The sequence below is a fragment of the Pedobacter duraquae genome (assembly GCF_004362245.1).
Taxonomy (GTDB): domain Bacteria; phylum Bacteroidota; class Bacteroidia; order Sphingobacteriales; family Sphingobacteriaceae; genus Pedobacter; species Pedobacter duraquae.
In genome coordinates, this window is the sequence record NZ_SNWM01000003.1 from 661,809 (window position 1) to 681,840 (window position 20,032).

Annotated in this window: 20 protein-coding genes; 5 read left to right on the forward strand and 15 right to left on the reverse strand. The window is 42.2% G+C overall.

Annotation, left to right across the window (positions count from 1 at the left end):
* The first annotated feature begins 11 nt into the window (after nt 1-11).
* Genes CLV32_RS14415 through CLV32_RS14425 form a run of 3 tightly spaced genes read left to right on the forward strand, consistent with a single transcriptional unit; the run spans nt 12 to nt 2,992 of the window.
* Complete coding sequence (locus tag CLV32_RS14415; protein WP_133556705.1) at nt 12-1,088, forward strand: cyanophycinase; 1,077 nt, start codon at nt 12-14, stop codon at nt 1,086-1,088.
* A gap of 5 nt (nt 1,089-1,093) precedes the next feature.
* Nucleotides 1,094-2,122, forward strand: a complete 1,029-nt coding sequence (locus CLV32_RS14420) for an isoaspartyl peptidase/L-asparaginase family protein (RefSeq protein WP_133556707.1) — start codon at nt 1,094-1,096, stop codon at nt 2,120-2,122.
* A gap of 3 nt (nt 2,123-2,125) precedes the next feature.
* Complete coding sequence (locus CLV32_RS14425; RefSeq protein ID WP_133556709.1) at nt 2,126-2,992, forward strand: cyanophycinase; 867 nt, start codon at nt 2,126-2,128, stop codon at nt 2,990-2,992.
* Nucleotide 2,993: 1 nt separating this feature from the next.
* Here CLV32_RS14425 and CLV32_RS14430 read toward each other — a convergent pair whose 3' ends face one another.
* Nucleotides 2,994-3,476 (reverse strand): ABC transporter ATPase, encoded by a 483-nt coding sequence (locus tag CLV32_RS14430; RefSeq protein ID WP_133556711.1) that lies wholly within the window; start codon nt 3,474-3,476, stop codon nt 2,994-2,996.
* A 49-nt stretch (nt 3,477-3,525) separates the two neighbouring features.
* Between CLV32_RS14430 and CLV32_RS14435 the strand changes: the two genes are divergently transcribed.
* A complete protein-coding gene (locus tag CLV32_RS14435) occupies nt 3,526-3,999 on the forward strand; it encodes a hypothetical protein (protein WP_133556713.1) in 474 nt (157 codons plus the stop codon).
* Here the strand turns inward: CLV32_RS14435 and CLV32_RS14440 are convergent.
* The 11 genes from CLV32_RS14440 to CLV32_RS14490 form a co-directional block, all read right to left on the reverse strand.
* Complete coding sequence (locus CLV32_RS14440; protein WP_133556715.1) at nt 3,914-4,762, reverse strand: MBL fold metallo-hydrolase; 849 nt, start codon at nt 4,760-4,762, stop codon at nt 3,914-3,916. The genes CLV32_RS14435 and CLV32_RS14440 overlap by 86 nt on opposite strands.
* Entirely contained in the window at nt 4,752-5,552 is an 801-nt protein-coding gene (locus tag CLV32_RS14445) for a (Fe-S)-binding protein (RefSeq protein WP_133556717.1), read from the reverse strand. Before CLV32_RS14445 ends, CLV32_RS14440 begins: the two co-directional genes overlap by 11 nt.
* Before the next feature lie 28 nt (nt 5,553-5,580).
* Nucleotides 5,581-6,876: a 4Fe-4S dicluster domain-containing protein gene (locus CLV32_RS14450; protein ID WP_133556719.1), complete on the reverse strand. Its 1,296-nt coding sequence runs from the start codon at nt 6,874-6,876 to the stop codon at nt 5,581-5,583.
* A gap of 332 nt (nt 6,877-7,208) precedes the next feature.
* Nucleotides 7,209-9,032: a fibronectin type III domain-containing protein gene (locus CLV32_RS14455; RefSeq protein WP_133556721.1), complete on the reverse strand. Its 1,824-nt coding sequence runs from the start codon at nt 9,030-9,032 to the stop codon at nt 7,209-7,211.
* A gap of 319 nt (nt 9,033-9,351) precedes the next feature.
* Nucleotides 9,352-9,942 carry a hypothetical protein gene (locus CLV32_RS14460; RefSeq protein WP_133556723.1) on the reverse strand — a complete coding sequence of 197 codons (591 nt, stop codon included), beginning with the start codon at nt 9,940-9,942 and terminating at the stop codon, nt 9,352-9,354.
* On the reverse strand, nt 9,939-10,148 hold the full coding sequence (locus CLV32_RS14465) for a hypothetical protein (protein ID WP_133556725.1): 210 nt from the start codon (nt 10,146-10,148) through the stop codon (nt 9,939-9,941). The genes CLV32_RS14460 and CLV32_RS14465 overlap by 4 nt, the downstream gene beginning before the upstream one ends.
* A gap of 1 nt (nt 10,149) precedes the next feature.
* On the reverse strand, nt 10,150-10,485 hold the full coding sequence (locus CLV32_RS14470) for a hypothetical protein (RefSeq protein WP_133556727.1): 336 nt from the start codon (nt 10,483-10,485) through the stop codon (nt 10,150-10,152).
* A 4-nt stretch (nt 10,486-10,489) separates the two neighbouring features.
* Nucleotides 10,490-11,050: a TIGR02594 family protein gene (locus tag CLV32_RS14475; RefSeq protein WP_133556729.1), complete on the reverse strand. Its 561-nt coding sequence runs from the start codon at nt 11,048-11,050 to the stop codon at nt 10,490-10,492.
* Between the two features lie 60 nt (nt 11,051-11,110).
* On the reverse strand, nt 11,111-11,383 hold the full coding sequence (locus tag CLV32_RS14480; protein WP_133556731.1) for a hypothetical protein: 273 nt from the start codon (nt 11,381-11,383) through the stop codon (nt 11,111-11,113).
* Entirely contained in the window at nt 11,355-11,696 is a 342-nt protein-coding gene (locus CLV32_RS14485; protein WP_133556733.1) for a hypothetical protein, read from the reverse strand. Before CLV32_RS14485 ends, CLV32_RS14480 begins: the two co-directional genes overlap by 29 nt.
* A gap of 18 nt (nt 11,697-11,714) precedes the next feature.
* Nucleotides 11,715-15,716, reverse strand: a complete 4,002-nt coding sequence (locus CLV32_RS14490) for a hypothetical protein (protein WP_133556735.1) — start codon at nt 15,714-15,716, stop codon at nt 11,715-11,717.
* Between the two features lie 99 nt (nt 15,717-15,815).
* On the opposite strand from CLV32_RS14490, the gene CLV32_RS14495 reads away from it, so the two are divergent.
* Nucleotides 15,816-16,268 carry a hypothetical protein gene (locus CLV32_RS14495; RefSeq protein ID WP_133556737.1) on the forward strand — a complete coding sequence of 151 codons (453 nt, stop codon included), beginning with the start codon at nt 15,816-15,818 and terminating at the stop codon, nt 16,266-16,268.
* On the opposite strand, the gene CLV32_RS14500 is transcribed toward CLV32_RS14495, so the two are convergent.
* The 3 genes from CLV32_RS14500 to CLV32_RS14510 are packed head-to-tail and all read right to left on the reverse strand — an operon-like array spanning nt 16,265 to nt 20,028.
* On the reverse strand, nt 16,265-19,351 hold the full coding sequence (locus CLV32_RS14500; protein ID WP_133556740.1) for a tape measure protein: 3,087 nt from the start codon (nt 19,349-19,351) through the stop codon (nt 16,265-16,267). The genes CLV32_RS14495 and CLV32_RS14500 overlap by 4 nt on opposite strands.
* Nucleotides 19,352-19,582, reverse strand: a complete 231-nt coding sequence (locus CLV32_RS23350; RefSeq protein WP_243732323.1) for a hypothetical protein — start codon at nt 19,580-19,582, stop codon at nt 19,352-19,354.
* 50 nt (nt 19,583-19,632) lie between these two features.
* Entirely contained in the window at nt 19,633-20,028 is a 396-nt protein-coding gene (locus CLV32_RS14510) for a hypothetical protein (protein ID WP_133556744.1), read from the reverse strand.
* Nucleotides 20,029-20,032: the final 4 nt, after the last annotated feature.

Consider the following 20,032-nt stretch of genomic DNA (forward strand, 5'->3'; position numbering starts at 1 on the left):
ATCTGATTACCATGTATAACAAAAGGCCCACTTTATTAATAGCTTTCATTTTTGGTTGTATCAGTGTAATTGGTTGCAGCAAATCTGTTGACGGTGCTACGCCAGGATCTGGCGGTACCGGTGGAGGTGCTGTAGTTAAAAGGCGCCCGGCTTCGATCGGATTGTTGGGTGACTCTGCCAATGTTAACACTCCCGTTAATGGCGGGATGGTGCTTATGGGCGGTGGTACGGATGTGGAGGCTGCTTTTAAATGGATGATAGACAGGAGCGGGGGCGGTGACGTAGTCATCATCCGCGTATCCGGAACAGACGCATATAATACTTTTGTGAATAAGATTGGACAGGTAAATTCTGTGGAGACGTTAAAAATCGACACCAAAGAGCTTGCAGATAATGATACGGTAGCGAATATTATCCGGAACGCGGAAATGTTGTTTATCGCAGGGGGTGATCAGTCAGACTATATGAATCTCTGGAGGGGAACAAAAACAGGTAAAGCACTAAATTATCTTCTTCAGGAGAAGAAGGTTCCCTTTGGTGGAACCAGCGCAGGCTGTGCGATACTGAGTGGCTTTTACTTTAGCGGCGAACAGGGTAGTGTGGTTTCTCCGGATGCACTCGCCAACCCTTATATTCCTGGTGTTACATTGTATAACAATGATTTTCTGCATGCACCTTATCTTGCAAATGTACTGACAGATCAACATTACCTGACCCGTGGTCGTGAAGGCAGGCAGGTGGCTTTTTTAAGCAGAATCTATAAAGACTGGAACATCCTGGCAAAAGGTATTGCTGCAGATGAAAAGACTGCGGTATGTATTGATAAAGACGGTAAAGCCCAGGTGTTTGGTAGCAGTAAAGCCTATTTTATTATCCCTGATGGAACAAAGACACCTGAACAGGTAGTGGCTGGAAAACCCCTGATCTGGAACAGAAATGGGCAAGCATTATCGGTTTATGAAATTTCGGGATCTGCCACAGGAAATGGTAACTTTAATGTAGCTACCTTTAATCAGTCGGAAGCCTCAGGAGGTACCTGGTACTGGTGGAGCGCTAATAACAACGAATTAACAAAGACTTTAAAATAATACAAATGATTAAGCATTTAAAAAAAATCATCATCCTGTTCCTGTGCTTGCTTTCGGTGAGCGCTTTTGCACAAAAAACTAAATATGTATTAGTGATACATGGTGGCGCGGGCACCATCCTTAAGAAAAATATGTCGCCAGAAAAGGAGGTTGCTTACCGTGCAGCATTAACACTTGCTTTGCAAACTGGATATGATGCTATCAAAGCTGGGAAAACCAGCCTTGATGCTGTAGAGGCAACAATCCATGTTTTAGAAGACTCGCCATTGTTCAATGCTGGAAAGGGTGCTGTTTTTACCCATGACGGTAAAAACGAAATGGACGCGGCTATTATGGACGGTAAGACATTGATGGCAGGAGCTGTTGCCGGAGTAACGGTAATCCGTAACCCAATCAGCGCCGCAAGAGCAGTGATGGAAAAATCTGAACATGTACTGATGGCCGGTGCCGGAGCAGAGCAATTTGCAAAACAAGCGGGTATCACCCTCGTAGATCCAAGCTATTTCTTTACACAGGAACGTTGGGACGGTTTGCAGAGTGCAATCAAAGAAGACTCGGTAAAGGCTGTTCTTGATCACGGAAGTAAAAAGTCAATGCGTTTGGGAACCATCAACCCTGACTATAAATTTGGTACGGTAGGGGCCGTGGCACTGGACAATAGTGGTAATCTTGCTGCCGGGACATCTACAGGTGGTATGACTAATAAGCGTTACGGACGTATCGGTGACGCGCCATTGATTGGAGCCGGTACTTATGCTAATAATGAAACCGCAGCTATCTCTTGTACTGGCTGGGGTGAGTTTTATATCAGAACTGTAGTTGCACATGATATTTCTGCAATGATGGAATATAAGAAGATGTCTGTAGCTGATGCTTCTAAAGCCGTGTTAGATAAAATGGGGAAGCTGGGTGGTGATGGAGGACTGATTGCGTTAGATCGCAAGGGCAATATGTCTATGCCTTTTAACACCGAAGGTATGTACAGAGGCTCTGTTACTGCTGATGGTAAAATCGAGGTTTTGATCTATAAATAGGTTATGAGATTAATTTCTGAGCTATCATTTAGGTTAAAGCTGCTGGTTGGACTACTAATTATAGGATATGGTTCATTGTGCGCTGCACAAACGAACCCACCTAAAGGAAGTCTGTTTATTATTGGTGGAGGAGATCGCTCTCCTGAGCTGATTGAGACGCTGGTAAGGACAGCAAAACTTGGTGCAAAGGACTACGTTGTAGTATTACCCATGTCGAGCGTAGAACCTGAAGCTTCTTTTAAGGCTATTGAGGTTCAAATTGCTCGTGCTACCAAAAGTAAAATTGGAAACTTAAACTTTGACGCCTCTAAAGTTCAGGATAAAAAATGGCTTGACTCTCTTAGGGGAGCCAGGCTGATTTTTATAACCGGGGGCGATCAGAACAGATTCATGAAAATCGTTAGAAATACTCCGGTGTATGAGGCTATCCATGCAGCCTACACTAACGGTGCTACCGTAGCTGGCACGAGTGCTGGTGCGGCTGTAATGAGTAAGTTTATGATTACGGGTAAACAGCTTCAGGATACTGTCTATAAAGATACATTTGACCGGTTAAGGGCTGGGAATATTGAATTTGAGCCCGGGATGGGATTGGTTACCTCTGTGATTATAGACCAGCATTTTCTAAAACGTAGCAGATATAACAGGTTAATTTCGGCACTTGCGGCACATCCGTCGTTTGATTGCATTGGTATCGACGAAGGAACAGCAATAATTATCCAGGGTAAACACGTTACTGTTGCTGGCGTAAGTCAGGTTGTCAGGATCACTGATCCTAAAAACCTGAAAATAACCGCAAAACATTTATTGAAAATGGACGGCATGCAATTTAGATTATACACAGCCGGAGACCAGTTTAATCTGAAATAAATTAGGCAAGCAGGTGCGCGAAGATGGTATTATGCCAGCTTTTTTCAAAAGGGACTTCCCATTTGGTTTGGAAATCAGCCAGAGTTTGAACCAGGTTATTGAAAACGATAGTTTCAGGAGTAACCTTCTTAATGCTGATAAGCGTTTCGAAGTCTTCTTTGTTGAGCACAACTACTTTTCCATCCTGTTTATAGGCCATATTGAAGCGGTTGAACAAATCCAGGTGATAGGTTTGTTCAATCTCTTTAATGATACGCACAGAGGCATCAATTGAACAGCCTGTGGCCCCAGCAGAAGTTTCGTCAACGGTGAACACAATAAAGAAATTGTAGATGATCTCTGCTTTAGCGGCAAGTTGATGCCCATGTGCTTTCCATTGCGTGGTGAAAGCATCCAATTTTAACTGAATCTCAGCTACTTCTGTAGCAGTAAATTCGCGGTTACTTTGGTAAATCCAAATTTTAGATTGTGGAGAAAAACTCATACACAAATTTAACATTTTATTTAAATTAGAGTTTTAAAATCTGAGAACGATGAGAAAGTTTACATTTAGCTTGAAAATGGGTGTAATAATGCCTTTATTCATCGTTTTTACTGCGTTTTCTGCCGCTGGCTTACTTGAAGAGCAATCTATTTATATCCAAAAAAAGCTGCTTGAGCATTATGATGCGGATCAGGAAATCCTCAAGATCAAAAAGACAGAACTCAATGTTACCAACACTGGATTTTGCAGATATAAAAGACATTTTGAGAATGGGAAAGTAGAGTATTTTTCCTTCAACCTGATCAAGTTCAAAGATCTGGATTACGTCGGTACAGTTAAAAGCGGCCGTCTGATTATCAGAACATTGGGAGAGGATGTGATTGTGCAGACTTACAACGATAAAAAGGGAGATATTGACAGCATGGCTGCTGCGGTGTCTATACCTCTAAAGCAAGTTGAAGCGGAAGACCTGAATGATTTCGCCGAGAAATTCCAGCAGATGCATCAGGATCTGAAGAAATAACATAGAGTTCAGTTTCCTGATACCGGGAAGCGACGATAATTTTCGTATTGCCAGCATGCGTATTGAACATGTTTTCTACCAGTTCCGGACTGTTATTGTCTTTTGAGAGGTGTGAAAGAAGGAGGTGGCTCAATCTTTCATTCCTATGGTTGCAAAAAAGGGTTAATGCTTCGGCATTGGATAAGTGACCAGATCCACCACTAATTCTCTTCTTCAGGAAATATGGATACCTGCCATTATTCAGCATATCTGAGTCGTAGTTGGCTTCCAGGAATGCAGCGTGACATTGTTTGAAATGCGCGGTAAGTTCTGTGCAAACGGCTCCAAGGTCTGTGAAAACTCCCACACGGGTATCACCGCAGGATACCATAAAGCTATGTGGGTCTCTGGCATCATGAATCTTACGGAAAGCAGTAACTGATAAACTTCCGATCTCTACGGTATTATTGGTATCCCAGTTAAATACCAGGTCTTGATGAAGGTCAAATCCGCAGCCAGCATGTGTTTTGGGGCTCAGATAAACTGGCAGCTTGTATTTTCTTGCCAACACACATACCCCTTTGATGTGGTCCGAATGTTCGTGTGAGATGAACAGTGCTTTTACCTTACCCATGGGGAGGTTGAGACGTGCCATTCTTTTCTCAATTTCCTTACAGGAGATCCCAGCATCAATCAGGACGGCTTCCTGGCTATTACCAACGTAGTAGCAGTTGCCGTTACTTCCCGAATTTAGGGAGCTGATGTATAGTGTATTACAATCCATTTGCCCTTGCCGTGATTTCAGCAATATCCAATACCTGGACATTTTGATCCTGGTCTTTTAATTTAACCCCGTCGCGCAGCATGGTCATACAAAAGGGACAAGATGCGGCAACAATTTGCGGCTTCAATTCAAGTGCTTCTTCAATACGCTCCATGTTGATATCTTTATTGCCTTTTTCGGGTTCCTTAAACATTTGTGCTCCACCGGCTCCACAGCATAGTCCGTTAGATTTACAGCGTTTCATTTCTACCAGTTGTGCGTCCAGCATTTCTAAAGCTTTACGTGGCGCTTCATAGATGCCGTTTCCACGACCTAAATAGCACGGGTCATGGTAGGTGATCTTTTTCCCTTTGAAGCTCTCTCCGCCTTCTGCTTTGAGTTTTCCGTCAGTAATTAAGTCCTGTATTAGTTGCGTATGGTGGATCACATCATAGGTTCCACCCAATCCCGGGTATTCATTTTTTATTGTATTAAAACAGTGCGGGCATCCAGTCACGATTTTTTTGATGTTGTAGGCATTCAACACCTCAATGTTTGTCATAGCCTGCATCTGGAAAAGAAATTCATTTCCTGCGCGTTTTGCCGGATCTCCCGTACAACTTTCTTCAGTGCCTAACACGGCATATTTGATGCCTACATGGTGCAGGATTTTACAGATATCACGTGTGGTTTTTTGTGCACGTTCGTCATAACTTCCAGCGCAGCCTACCCAAAACAGAATTTCAGGTTCTTCTCCTCTAGCGACCATTTCTGCCATTGTTGGCACTTCAAAATTTAATTGCTCACTCATTTTCAGTGTATATGGATTGCGATTTTGATTAATTTTCTTTTGCCCAATTGAGCCTGTCGGCCGGAGCATACTTCCAAGGAGCACCATTGTTTTCGATGTTTCCGAGCATGGCATTGATACTTGCAGGCGCTTGCGACTCTTCCATCACAGCGAATCTGCGAAGTTCCACAATAATAGCCAGTGGATCGATATTTATAGGGCAAGCTTCAGTACATGCGTTGCAGCTTGTGCAAGCCCAGATCTCTTCACGACTAATATAGGTGTCGATCAGGGATTTGCCATCATCGAATCCATTTCCTGACTTGTCAATGTTTTTTCCAACTTCTGTAAGCCTGTCGCGGGTATCCATCATGATCTTACGTGGAGAAAGCAGTTTGCCAGTCATGTTTGCCGGGCATACGGAAGTACAGCGGCCGCATTCTGTGCATGTATAAGCATTCATCAGGTTTACCCAGCTGAGGTCGTTTACATCTTTGGCCCCAAATCTTCCTGCTTCCGCTTCTTCCGGGGTGAATGAAGGATCAAGCATTGCTTTTACCTCGTTGGTTACGCTTTTCATATTGGTGAACTCACCTTTAGGCTCCAGATTGGAAAAATAGGTGTTAGGAAAAGCAAAGAGGATATGGAAATGTTTAGAATAGGGCAGGTAGTTTAAAAAGGCCAGGATGCCGATGATATGGAACCACCAACAGCCTCTTTCTAACACAACTAACGATGTTTCTGAGTTGGGTAATAGGTTTTGAAGTAAATTACTGACAGGAAATGCTCCAGCAGTAATATAGTGTCCCACACCCATGGTTTGCAATTTGGCGTCTGCAGCATTCATCAATAGAAAGGCAGACATGAGCAGGATTTCGGTGATCAGAATATAATTGGCGTCAGATTTTGGCCATTTCGTCATTTCTATGCCCTTAAATCTTTTCAGGTTGAGGATATTTCTGCGAATCAAGAATACGGCACAACTCAGCCATACACCTAACGCAAGAATCTCGAAAGACCCTATCAGGAAGTTGTAGAGGCTGCCAAGACCACCAAAAATGCGATGGGTACCGAAGATACCATCGATCATGATTTCCAGTACTTCAATATTGATGATTACAAAGCCAATGTAAACAATGAAATGTAGGAATGCTGGAATAGGTCTAACTACCATTTTGGTTTGACCCAAGGCAACCTTAATCATGGTAAGAAGCCTTTTTTGTGGTTGGTCGAAGCGATCGGCAGGTTTGCCAATTTTAATATTACGGATTACTTTTTTAACGTTTAGGCTAAAAAAAGCAATTGCAGCAATAGTAAGGGCTATAAATAGAATTTGTGATACCATTGGTTAGATTATCTTTATAGTATTGCTAAGTTAAAACAAATCTTACAAAAGAATTTGTTATGCATGCATATTATTTTGAATTTAGAAGGGTTTTAAATAGAAATGTCTGTAAAAATACAGCCTAACCAGAATATTCTGGTATGTTACGAGGTTGTGATCGATGAGCAAGCGATAAGCCACCAATAATCGAGAATGCTTGTTTAATTCTATCTTATTTATAGTTCTCAGCTAGGCTTCCAGATAATATAGAAAGGTAATTGGAAATAATGGAATCCAACACAAGTTCAACTCGAGTAATGGGGATGGCGACAGTATTCGATGCTGATGTCTTGCTAATATTCCATCCAAATAGGCGTATTCTGGAATACATTTGTTTTGCCATTTGCGCTATATGTGACCAAGATCTTATTTGTTTTGTCGAAATCGGCAAAATGTATCATGTTTCCTACAGCTGTTTCAAATAATTTAGTTCCAAATTTATCTACAATTCGGAGATAGCCGTCTGCATCTGTAAAATAGATTATATCTTCTGCGCCGATAAAAACTGATGTAATACTTGCTGTGTTCGGGATGGTTCGGATTAGACCGCCGATTGGATTCCAAAGCCTTATTGTTTTATCTTCGCTCTCGTAACTGCCGCTTACTAATATGGATGAGTTTGAGTTAAGGTCAACACTTCCGATGTGACCATTGTGACCTGTCAATGTGGTTTCTACTGTTGAAGCATTGAGATTCCAAATTTGAATTTTATTGTCATTTCCAGATGAGATGAGCTTTGAGTCGTTGTCATAGAATAAAAGATCACGTACATTATGATTGTCGGTAGTCAAAGTGTATTTTACCGTCATTGATGGGAAGCTATAGACTAAGATCTTGCTGCCTCCTGTTCCACCTACTGCTAGTAGGGTACCAGTTTTATTGAAGTTAAGGCTATAAATTGCCGACATTCCCGTCGGTATGGACTTATTTAATGTAAGTGTGCTTGTGTTATAGATTTCTATGTTACCCTCTTTAGCGCCGCTGACAAGCAAAAAAGCATTATCAGAAGAAAATTTGACGCTGTAACCGCCTTCTTTATGCCCCGTAACGAGGCGATTAGTGGTGCGATTTGACCGGTTGCTTATTATAACATTTTCTGAAAAGTAGCTTGTCGTAGCTATAAGATTTCCGGATGGGGACAGTGCTACTTGTCCGTCTGCGGCATTCTCACCCATGTAAGATTCGCTGCTCACATATCTTTTATCATTGTAAAAAGTTTGCTTTGTATTAGAATAAGGGCTATAATTTTTTGCAGAATATGCTTTTATTTTAAAAGCATATTTCTTTGTTGTTTGAAGGTTTTCGACGATGTATGAAGTGGTTTGGGGATTGACTCTGTCCAATTCCTTAAACTCTCCCCCGTTGACCGACTGCTCAATTACATACCCTGACTCGAATTGCGAATTATCAACCCACGAAAGATTGAGCGTGGTGCCATCATTCAATGCAAAGTTTAACAGGGGTGCTTGGAAGTTTATCTTTGCTGCTACCACGTTCGAATAATCAGTTATCGTAGACTTGCTTCTAGCCCTTATTCTGTAGCTATAGTTAGTATTAATAGCAGTAGTTTTATCTGAATATGACTGAATATTTTTGCTGGGTTCTGCAATGGTTATGAATGGCTGACCATTAGTGCTACGTTCCAAGACGAATCCTGATTCGAGTGAGGAGTTGTCGGTCCAGGTCAATCGTACCTCAGTATCATCAACAACAGTTGCGGTTAGGCTTGGTATAGGAAGATCAAGTTTAACTGAAACTTCATCAGAAAAAGATGTTTCTGCAACCTTCCCGATAGCGCGCACACGGTAGGTGTAAAGCATGTTGGGTGCGACAGCAGAATCAAGAAAGGTAGTGTCATTCGGGCGGGTTTCTTTTATGAGTTTGAATGCTTCAGTACCAAATTTACGTTGAATTTGAAAAGACGTCTCTACATTGCTATTGTCCTTCCAGCTAACCCTAATTATTGAGTCGGTAAAGACAATTGCTTTAAGATTAGAAGGGGAAAAAAAGCGCGGTTCTTCCGCAGGAATTTCGTTGTCTTTTTGGCATGCATAGCAGTTGAGTATGAGGATTACTGCGCAAATGCATTTGACAAGTGTAATTTTTGTTGAGAACATTAATTTAGGTATTAAAAGGATTTATAACATTTTCCTAAACAGGACGTCTTAAAATTAGGTTTTTTAAAGGAAGGAACAAAATGTTTTGGAATTTGACACTTTGTGAAGGAGTCCGGGTTTCATATCGACCCACTGCCTTGGGGTCAAGATGAGTCTGTTTGAAAAATAAAAAAGGGAAAACTTGATTAAGCCTTCCCTCTTTACTGTGGTGCGGGACGGGATCGAACCGCCGACACAAGGATTTTCAATCCTTTATAATATATCATTAAATCAGTAGGTTAACTAAATATTGGTATGTTTTTATAAAGCTTTTATAAAGCTAATTTTTAATAAAGTTATTTTTCAACAAATTTGCCCAGCTCCGGCCGAACATCAAAAACACAAATAAAAGCACCAAAACAACCACAATGATAACTACAGTGTAGTCGGGCTTTCTCTCTACTATGACATCGGCCTTTTTCTGTTCTGTCTTGGCGGAGCCTTTATTTTCTGAACCTATTTTAGCGGACGATTTTTTATCGTTATCTATTTCGGTTCGTCTAGTTTTTGGAACTAGCACGTTAGCAGGCTTAATCGTGTAACTTGTTTTGAGTGTCGAATCGACTGGATTGTAGATTTGATTCAGCGTTATAAACTCATCATCGTAAATCTGGAGTCCTAATTGCAGCGCCGCTAAATCTAACTTTGCCTTAACCGCACCTTTGCGTTCTGGCGTAGTGATCGTGGTGTCCAGGGTTTCTGTAATAACAATTTTTGAACGATCCGAATTAAAGACGGCGCTATCTTTTTTTTCCGAATAGTTCGACTCCTCTAAAATACTTTCGCTGGTCTTGTGTTTAAACACTTTGCTAAATATGCCGCAGCTACTGAACATAGTAACCGCAGCAAAAAGTAATATTACCCTTCTCATGGATTGACAGATTTATTTAATAATCCTAAGACGGAATCAGAAGCCAGTTCCGTAGCGACTAAGTTTAAACTGTCATAAGCTTTCTTGTCTTCTTTGGACTTTACAATAAAATCGTCTCTTGAAATAGACCGCTTAGGTTCTATCGAAAATGGAACAGCAGAGCTAAACAGCAGCATAGCCGGTAAGATTAAAAGTAGTTTTTTCATGTTACTTGGTTTTGAAGTGGTTAATAATGATGTTAGTTGCTTTCTGGACTCCGCTGGTAGCGTTTTTAACATCTACCCTGGAGCTGTCACTTGTTAGCTTGATCGTATCGACCTGTCTTTTGATTTCGTCAATAGCGGGCGCCGTTCTTGCTTCTACCTGTTTTGTAACGGTAGCGATAATCCTGTCTCTCAGAACATCGTTTTCTATAGCCTTTTGATCGGCCTTTCGCATAAAATATACAGTTGATAAAGTCAGCAGTACCAGGCCTGTTGTTTTTACGTCTTTACTGAACCAGTTGAATAATCTGTCCGCCCAGCCTGCTTTTGTTTCTTCCATTGGCTTATTGCTCGTTTTTTGATAATTCCCCGGTTTCTGTTAAATAGATCTTCTTTACGGAATCCGGTTTTCCGATTTTCCAAATAGGCTCACGACAACCTATCAATCTGGCTTTATCTATCCAGGCAAATCCCATTTTGTTAGATTGATTACCACCATAGCAGAGAAACGCATGTTCGTTTTCTCCTACGTACCAGCAAACGTGATTTCCTCCTGGTCTGGCAAAAATTAGGATGTGGCCGTAACACTCTAAACCCTTTTCGATTTTCTTACCGAATGTTAAAAAGCTTTTAGCCGCCAGTATTGCGCCAGGTGACGGAACCGCATAACCGTCTTTCTTCAGGAAAAAACCGGGGGGTATTGCACACCAAGGAATATCGTCGTCGGTATACCATTCGATAACCCCGATGTATTTGGCCATTGCCATTATTGTGGAATTACTGCCTTTGCCGACAATCTCGGTCATGCCGTAATATTTGAATGCTTCTACTAGGTATCTAGGCGAACCCACCGAAAGCATCCATTTGTATTTTTCTGGAAACTCCATCTCACTAATCCCTCTCACTTAATTATGTAAGCCCTTCTTACATAATGACAATTTTAATTATTATAATCGGTATATTGATTATTTTGTTTCAGAAAACGAGGCTTTTATTGCGTCAAACTCCGTTTTAATATTTTCGATAAGCGCCGTATCAAGATCTGCGCCCCCGCCTAAGTTAATCGACATGCTGTCGCTAATCTTTGAAACATAAACGCTACCAGCTCCCTTAGTGGCGACTACTTTAATTTCGATGGGTTGTGTATTGTTTTGACTCTCGTATTCGTAAGAGAGTGCCCAGCCGTTAAAGGTGTCTGTGTCGTAGTTTTTAACTACCTGTTTGTTCGTTGTCCTCATTTTCTCTGTTTTCAAGTGCTTTTAATTCGATTAATTTATCAATGAAATATTGATCTATCTGCCTTTTAGCAAAAGGCTTGTAATACATGTGTTGCGACACTATGTGTGCGATCTCTGAAAGTTCCTGTTCCGACACCGTGGCCGCTTCGCCTTTGTGTAGGATTCTGGATATATCATTTACCTCAATGGTATTAGCGTTGGTAAAAATCCAGTTTCCGACTTTTGTATTTAAATCGTCTATCTGATAGACCACCTCTTCTAAGTCTTTTACTTCAATCTCCTGGAGACTGATTTGTATTTTTTGTTGATTCATGCTCTTTGTTTATTTACATTAAGGGTAATAAAATGGGGTAATGTCGGCGAAGACTATATATTCTAATCCTTCGTAATTCTGCCATGCTAACTGAACATTTCTAAAGTAACGGGCGTCGTTAGGGTAATCCCGGTTTGGTAAGTTGAATATTTGAGTTTTACCGATTAGTCTAGCGGCAATCGACGAGGGTGGAGCTTCCGCAAGCAAAGCAATACGACCGTCGTTGTTCATTTGCCTAAAGGTGGCCACTTCATAATTATCAGATTTAACGTTGATTCCTTTCGGATTGATAACAGACGCGATTAGTTGACCATTAAAGGGATCGGAAACCCAAGTCCCGGTGTTATAATCATACTTATATCCATACGAATAAGCAGACATATTAATTTCTCCATCTTTGTTTAGTACTATTTGCTTAAACTGCGTTAAATCTCCGTAGTAATTAGATGATATTCCGGCCGCGCTAATTGACCAGCCGCCAAGATTGGCAATTTGAGATTCAATATACCCGGCGTTGATTACATTGGCTCTTAAGTATGCTACATCTACTGTAAACGCCACAACAGACCCGTTGTCAATTGTAACTATTCCCCCGGCCGCAGCAACATCACGATACGCCATTCCTCTTAACTGGGATGTTAGATTATTATACGCTGTATTTGCAGCACCAACGGCGTTACTATACGCTGCATTCGCTTTATTGCTAGCATCCGCAGCCGCAGCAATCTGGGCAGCGCTGGAGGCGGAGTTGGCTACCGTAACGGCATAAGCGTTTGAAGCGGCTACAGCATTACCGTAGGCGGCGTTTGCTTTAGCCTGTGCGTCACTAGAAGCGGTAGCGACTGCATTAGTCTGCGCTGCATCTGCTTTACTCTGCGCTATAGAAGCGGCATAAGCGTTGGCAGAGGTAATAGCTGTAGACTGCGCGTTATTAGCCGCTGTAGAGGCGAATGAGTTCGAGGAGGATATTGCGTTCGATTGAGCGTTATTCGCTTTATTCTGCGCATCGGTAGATGCCGTAGCGATAGCGGCGCTTTGTGCTGCATTAGCTTTTGCCTGGGATCCGGCTAGCGTTTCAGCGTTGCCGCCGGTTACAACTATCTTACCTTTTATGAATGCCCGTTCTGCATAAATACCGTATCCGTCCAATGTTCCCAAATCAGCGTCAGTAATTCCACTAAGTTTGCCTAGACGAACTTTTGTTTTACCGGTTAGACTTTCGGAGGTAACACCATCCAGGATATCAATGTACGGCGCCCCCTCGTCACTATTTGTTAAATATATTAACCCTTGTCTGGCTGTATCAGTAGTATTGCCGAACTGGAACACACTGTCACCGGCCGACGGGATACCGGATCCGGTTTTTGATGACTTAGTTAAATTGAACGATCCTGTGGTAATTGAGCTTACCGCAGCAGTATAATATTTCAATCCTTTGCCGTCCCAGCGCTGGCACCTAACGATATCATTAGCGCGGAGCTGTACGGCTATAGTTCCATCGTCCGTATTGATCTCGCATTTCCAGTAAGATCCCATATCGGTAACTTTGAAAAGCTTTGCAACATTTGTAATTGCGACGCTTCCGCCGTTGCCGGTAATCTCTCTAACATTGAGGACATTTATATTTAAATCCTTTCGCACTGTCAAGCTGTCAAACTCCGCAGATCCGTCAGCGTTGATTTTATAACCGGATCCGGTAAAGCCACTAACATAGTTTTTACTGATAGAATTAAATACTACATCATCTGTTGTCCGTAATGCCTGGTTGATGTAATCAGCAAATAAATGATTAGCCCATTTAACACTATCGTCAGCGCTGCCAGCTTTTAGCTTGCTTCCTGAGATCTTTACGTACCCGTCCGCTCCGTCCAGATAAATTTGTCTGGCGCTTGGAGTTACGCTAGCCGCTCCGGGAATTGTTAAGGCGTCGTTAAACTGTCCTGTAGCAATATTTAGTTGGGCTCCCTCCTGGACTACGGATTGATTTTTAATAAAGCTATTTGGATCTACAGCTCCGCCGCCGGTTCCGTTTCCGTTACTTGGTGGTACAGTGATTCCAGAAGAAGAGCCTAGTGCATTCCCTTCTTTATCTTTAAAGTCTCCGAAATCCTCGAAAGATCTGGAGGTAATTTCTGAATCCGTTAATTCCGTAGTGAATAGTTGAGCTAGTTTTACTATTGCCGTTGCTGCTTTTGCCCGGAACGTTCCGCCAATCATAAAGAACTTAGCGTCTATCATTTGGATATTTATGGTATCCATAGGGCTAAATACCCCCATTATACTACCCTCGAATAGGATAGAGGTCTTTTGATGCTGGTTAAGCTTGTTTTTTGCTGCAATAAACTGAAGCTTTAACGCTTCTGTTTTACCGAATCTATACCAAAGCTGGGTAGGGGATCCGTCAGACAAACGCATCCAGCTGGTGCGCTCTCTGTTTATGTCGTCTCCAAAAAGCAAAACAGTTGGATCCGGTATAGAGGAGTATGCGCCGGACTGGGTAAGCTCCGTTACGTTTCCTATTGGCGACTTGTAATATTTGTTTTCGTCTGCCTGTATATTGACATTATCAAAGTACATCGGTATTATAGGATACCCAAAAGTAGCTTCAGCAACGTACGCACCAATAATACTGAAAACTATAGATCCATCATGTGGCGTTTGCGCTACACTGAAATTTATGGTTTTATTAACATCTGTTCCTTTGCTCCATTGATTTCTACTATAGAATGTTAAATCTTCAGTTGTCCAGCTACTTCCGTTCCAGGTGTGTTTAGGTTTGCCGTCGGCATAAAGCTCCAAGGCGAAAATGTTATCAACAGGCAGACCGCTCTTAGGCACATTTAGATCCCCTACAAGTACTAAATCTATAGATACACCAAAGGTGTTTGTTTTAAGAATGGATATTGGCTCTGAAACCAATCTTTTAGAAAGATCTTTGTTTGCGATTTTCGCGTAGTAATCGTCAATCAGAATAGTTCCTGTTGGAAGGGTAACGCTTTTTTGACCTCTGCCTACCGCCAGACCATTAGAAACAGTCCAGTGCTTAAAAGGACTTGCATGAACGCTATCCGTCCAAATTTCGTCGAAGGATCCATTAGCCAGTTTGTTGCTTAAATAGCCGTATTGGTAATAGGTGGTTACAGATTTTAAAGCTAAAATATTATAGGTGTTATGATCCCTACCTACTAATTCCAGCTCCTTACCTAATCCGGCTAATTTATTATTGGCTATTGTGGCTCTTGACACATACTCACCCGCAGCATTATAGCGGCGTGCATTGTAGTTAGCTTTAGATAACTGCGTAATATCTACGAACCACCACGCTCCGTTAGACTGTTTGAGGTTTGCGGAGAAATTATTGCAAATATCCTGTAAAACATCAAAACAGCTGTACGGCTTGCCGTTGGTGTCGATATATCTATTTGTGTCGATGAAAGTAAGCGCCAGCGGATCGTCAGCTAACCCGCTAGGCATATTGGTTTCGTACGTGTTTACTCCGGTCCAGAAATCAAGATCCAATCCTGTTTTACCCAGGCAAAAGGCTAAGATGTTTTTAAGGCTGTCAACTTTTTGGATTAATATTCCTCCGATTCCAGCAAATGGGACAGTTTTAAGAGTTCCGAGAACGTCTTTGGCCTGCAAAGTAGACTCAAACGGCGCAACCATAAACGGTTCATTAGCGCTATCCGGTAATAGGTATCCAGCCCACCGCAGCGAATCAGTATAAGCATCGGTATCTAACTTTAAAGTATAATACCGTACTTGGTGTGCTTGTTCGTCTTCTGAATAAAAGCTTTGTAAAGAAAACGTATCAGATGTTAAGATTGATATTTTAGCCTCGCTGCCGGTAATTTGAGTGAACTTTTCGTCAGCCTCATTAACTACTGTAATTTCGAGCGGCTCCGCTCCGGCTGAATAAGGAATGATCTGTCCGATATAATCCTTTTTAAGGATATCAATGCGGCATTTGTTCCCGTAAAAATTGCAAAAATCTAACCTGTATTTAACGTTATACCCCACTTATTAGCTCCTCCCTCACTTATCAGTGATAAAGGTATTTACTTACCTACGAAGCAAAAAAAATAATTTCGATAAGTAAATAATTAGGTATGTTTGATTATGAAAACTTTAATGCTACTCCTATTGTCGCTTTTGCCCATTTTTTCGAAATCTCAACAGCCAGAGGCTAAGCCAGTGAAAGGAACAAATGTTATTTATATTAAAAACGACAAGAGTGCGGCAGAGAATTACGAGGTCGCCGCGAAAACGTTACTAGATAATGGATTTTACATTGAGCAGAAGGACGCAGATTTTAAGACTCTAAAAACGCAACCCAGAAAAATAAACAAATCAACATATCTTTATTTTTTAAATATTAGGGCTACAGATCACCAAATCGTGATACAGGGTCAATTTAAAACCGGGATAGAACTTTCTATCGGAGGGGTAAAGGATCCAGACAATTACGAACAGATAAAATTTAGAAATATTTCTGGATATAAGTTAGCGTTTAAAAGCATGGAAAACGCAGCGCTTTTATTTTCCATGCCTTTAGTATTCGGAGAGATCTAAGTCCTATTGTTGTTTCTTTTTTGTCTTTCGATAGCAATAACTAGCTCTCCCATTGAAATTTTGTTTGACACAACATAGGTGTCGCCTCCAGATCTATCACCTATCATGCTTTTTAGTTTGCTAAGTGGGCTTATGACCTCCGGATCATGTTTAGCGTTTGAATATTCACCAACCATAGCCAGGGTAGGAGCGGAAACAATACCGCCGTTTGCGAAATGGGGTACCCCAAACTTGCTGCCGGAATCTGCAACTCCAGCAGCATCCCCGCCAGTCATTTTTGATACAGTGCCTTTTATGTACCCTCCTAATGCAAGAAGCGCAGCTCCGGCAGCTATTGCGGTAAATGGATTGGTAAATGCGCTTTTTATTCCCAACATAGCCACTCCAATCCCTATAGCGGCCTTACCTAATTGAGACGCTATATTCCCGATAGCACCAAGCAACATAGAACCGAAGTCCTCGACGCCTGAAACGCCAGATATTAGCCCGCCCAACAAATCCGCCGTGCCGCTTATCATGTCGCCGACCCCTTGATTTAAAAGGTCTACAGCTTGTTTGTTGAAATTGTCAAGAGCATGCAGTACATCACCGTTTTTTACAAGTCCGGCCATCTGATCTTGATAATTCTTATAGTCAACCTGTTTGTTTTTGTACTGTTCCTTTAGCTTTTTAATCGCTATCTCGTTCGCGTCAATTTCCGCAGCCAGCGGACTACCCATTTTGGTGTTCATGAAAATATCCGCCTGATGTTCTCGGTATTCTCTGGCTACTTCTGCAAGTTGAGCAGCAATTACATTAACGTCGTTAGCGGCTTGTGCTGCCGTCACTTTAGCTACTTCTACGCCTTGTTGTTGCCTAATTAGCGCGATTGCCGCAGCGTTACCCTGTGCTAGCCTAACTTGTTCGTCATACCCCGCGGTAATGGTTGCGATTTCCTTAGCGGATCCTGCAAGTTCAAGGCTAGATATTTCAGTTTGACGTTTGTTGATCGCTTCTTTAATCTTTGCGGTATTCGCGTCGAGAATAGCCGTAGATCCTTCAGTATAATTGGTTTGAAGTGTTTGTGTAGCCTGTGTTTTTTTATCTCCAGCAGGCAGCTTGTCAATTACCGCCTTGATTTTATTATACTGATCGTCCCACGCCTGTAGATCTTTTGCTAAACCCTCTTTTGTTACAATATTGGCTTTATTGTGGAACTCGGTTAATTGTTTGGCGACTGATTCAAATTGCGTTTCATAGCTTTTATCTTTTTTCGGCGCGCCCAGTAAATCCTTTAGCTGTGCTTTGAGCGCCATTATTTTATTATAGACGTCGCTACCTTTTATCGCAGATCCAGATTGTTTAGATAGTTCAGTGATTTCCTTTCTGATCGCAGCAATAGAGTCCAGCACTTTAGCGGGAACTACAGCGGCGTTATAGGTTTTATCATACTGAGTTTTCAAGTTTTTAACCAGGAGTATTTGAAACTGTAACATCGTCTCTGTCTCCTGTAATTTTTGGGTGTCCGCCAGACTTCGATCTCCTACGCGCTTTTCGGCATAAGCAGCCGTCGCGGCTTTGTACCTTGCTTCCAGATTGGTCATTAGATCTATCTCGTGATTGATCTGTTTAGCTACGTCGCTTTGTTCTGGGTTATTTTTGAAGATTGATCCCGCAGATTGAGCGGCGTTCTTTTTTACCTTCTCGTAGCCCTCAGATCTGGATTGTCTGGCGCTGTCTCCAATTAGCTTTTTTGGATCCGTCGCCAGCTCATAGAATATTCCCAAGGCTTTACTCAATAGCCCTACAGATTCAACAGCTTTAGCAGCTCCGTCAACAACAACGGTAAAGAAAGCGCTAATAGCGCCTTTAGTTTCTACCATTTCGGTAAAAGCGTTTTTAACTCGGTTAACTGATCCGCCTAAAGACTCTACAATCTCGTTTTGATCATTTCCGAAAGTCTTATCTAGTTCGTCCGCTAACTTTGGCAGTAAATCAGATGCAAGAACTTTCCCGTCCTGAAGGAGCTTTCCTAATTCCTGTTGAGTTACACCCATAGCACGGGCAGCGATAGCAAACGCACCAGGTAAACGCTCACCTAATTGGCCTCTCAGCTCTTCCGCTTGTACATTACCTTTGGAAATCATTTGCTGTAATGCAGTCAGCGCGCCAGAAACCTGTTCATTGGAAAGCTTTAGTTTTGCTCCAGCGTTAGCTACAGCATTAAAAACTCTATCCGTCTCTTTTAATGAAAAGTTTGAAGCAATAGCAGCGCCCGCAAATGATCTGTAAGCGTCAGCAAGTCCAATGTACTCCAATCCTAAGCGATTGGCTGTTTTATGGAGCCCGTCCATTTTCTCCTTTGCAACATCTACACTCTGGAATGTAAACTCCAGGGATGTTTTGATCCCGTCGGTTTTTAATGCCGTATCAAATGCCGCTTGTAGTAATGCGCTAGCAGATAAATACCCCGCAGCCATTCCCGCCAATGTTCTTGCAGCCCCACCTAAAGCGCCAGCGTAATCACCAACGTTTCGCTGGTGATTGCCCATTGTAGCGTCAACCTGTTTGAGTTTGTCGTTTAATTCGTTGTATTCCCGAATCATTGACTCAATAGCTGGATTTGTCGCATTCATTACTCCACCAGCCGCACGTATCTCCCTGCCTAACGCAGCCATTCTGATCCGCGCCTCATCGTAGCTGTCGGACGCAGCCTTTATGGTAGTTCTATTTTGAGCGGTAGCAACTCTGTGCGCCGCTAGCTCGGTTCTGCTAGCCGCTAAAGCAGCCCTCTGTCTTTCTGTAGCCGATCTAGCCTTTTCGGTTTCCGTTTTCTGACGCTCGGTCTCTAAACGTTGGCTTTTAAGATCTAATGTCGCTTGCCTGGTATCGGCGGACATTTGTTTCGACGCGGCGCTTAGCGCTTTTGTGCTCTTGGTGTCGGACATTGTAATTCCGAGACGCTTAAATGTTTCTTCCAGATCCTTAAGGCCGGTATTACTGGCGTTTACGAAATGGGTAATATCACTTTCTCCCTTTTTCAGTCCGACTGCAAGGGAATCCATTTTTGCCTGGACTTCCAGCGTTAATAAAGCATCACTCACTTATCTCCCCCTCTCTAATTCAGCGGCAATAGCTTTTGCAAGTACGGCCGCTCTCTTTTTCGTAATTCTTTTTGATTCTGGTTTAGGCTTAACATCACCCTCCATTGGCCACCAATCAAGCATGCTTTCGGGTGCTTTTTGAGGATCTGCGTATCCGCAAAGGATCACCCATCCTAATGACCGAATGCGTTTCCATTCGCGCGCATCCTTACTAAAAAAGCCCTCACACATCAAGTTATATTCCTTGTGCGTCAGGGCATAATATTCCTTTGGTTTTAGGTTTAGCTCTCCAAAGGCGAATCTTTTAACGTCGTCCCAGTTCGTTTCTTTTTCTGTTTTGGTTTTTCTGGCTGTACCTCTACCTTTTTTTTTACAATGGATACTAATTGCTCTCCCGCCTTACTTTCTTCAAAGCATTTATAGACGTCACCCAGAACAGAGCTTCTCACGGAGATTAGTTCGCCTACGCTTTCGGCTATTTCGCGGTAAGATTTGCGCGGGTTGTATCCTTCTACAATTTCATCATTGCAGTATCCAGAATAAATAAGGTCTGTTATAAGCTTGCTCCAGCCAATACCGCCGTTAGCCTGCCTGTTTCCAAACTCTTCAATAGCAAGCATTCCGAAAGTAAGAGGGGTTAATACCCCTCCTAATTCGATTGTAATTCTACCGTTCATACAA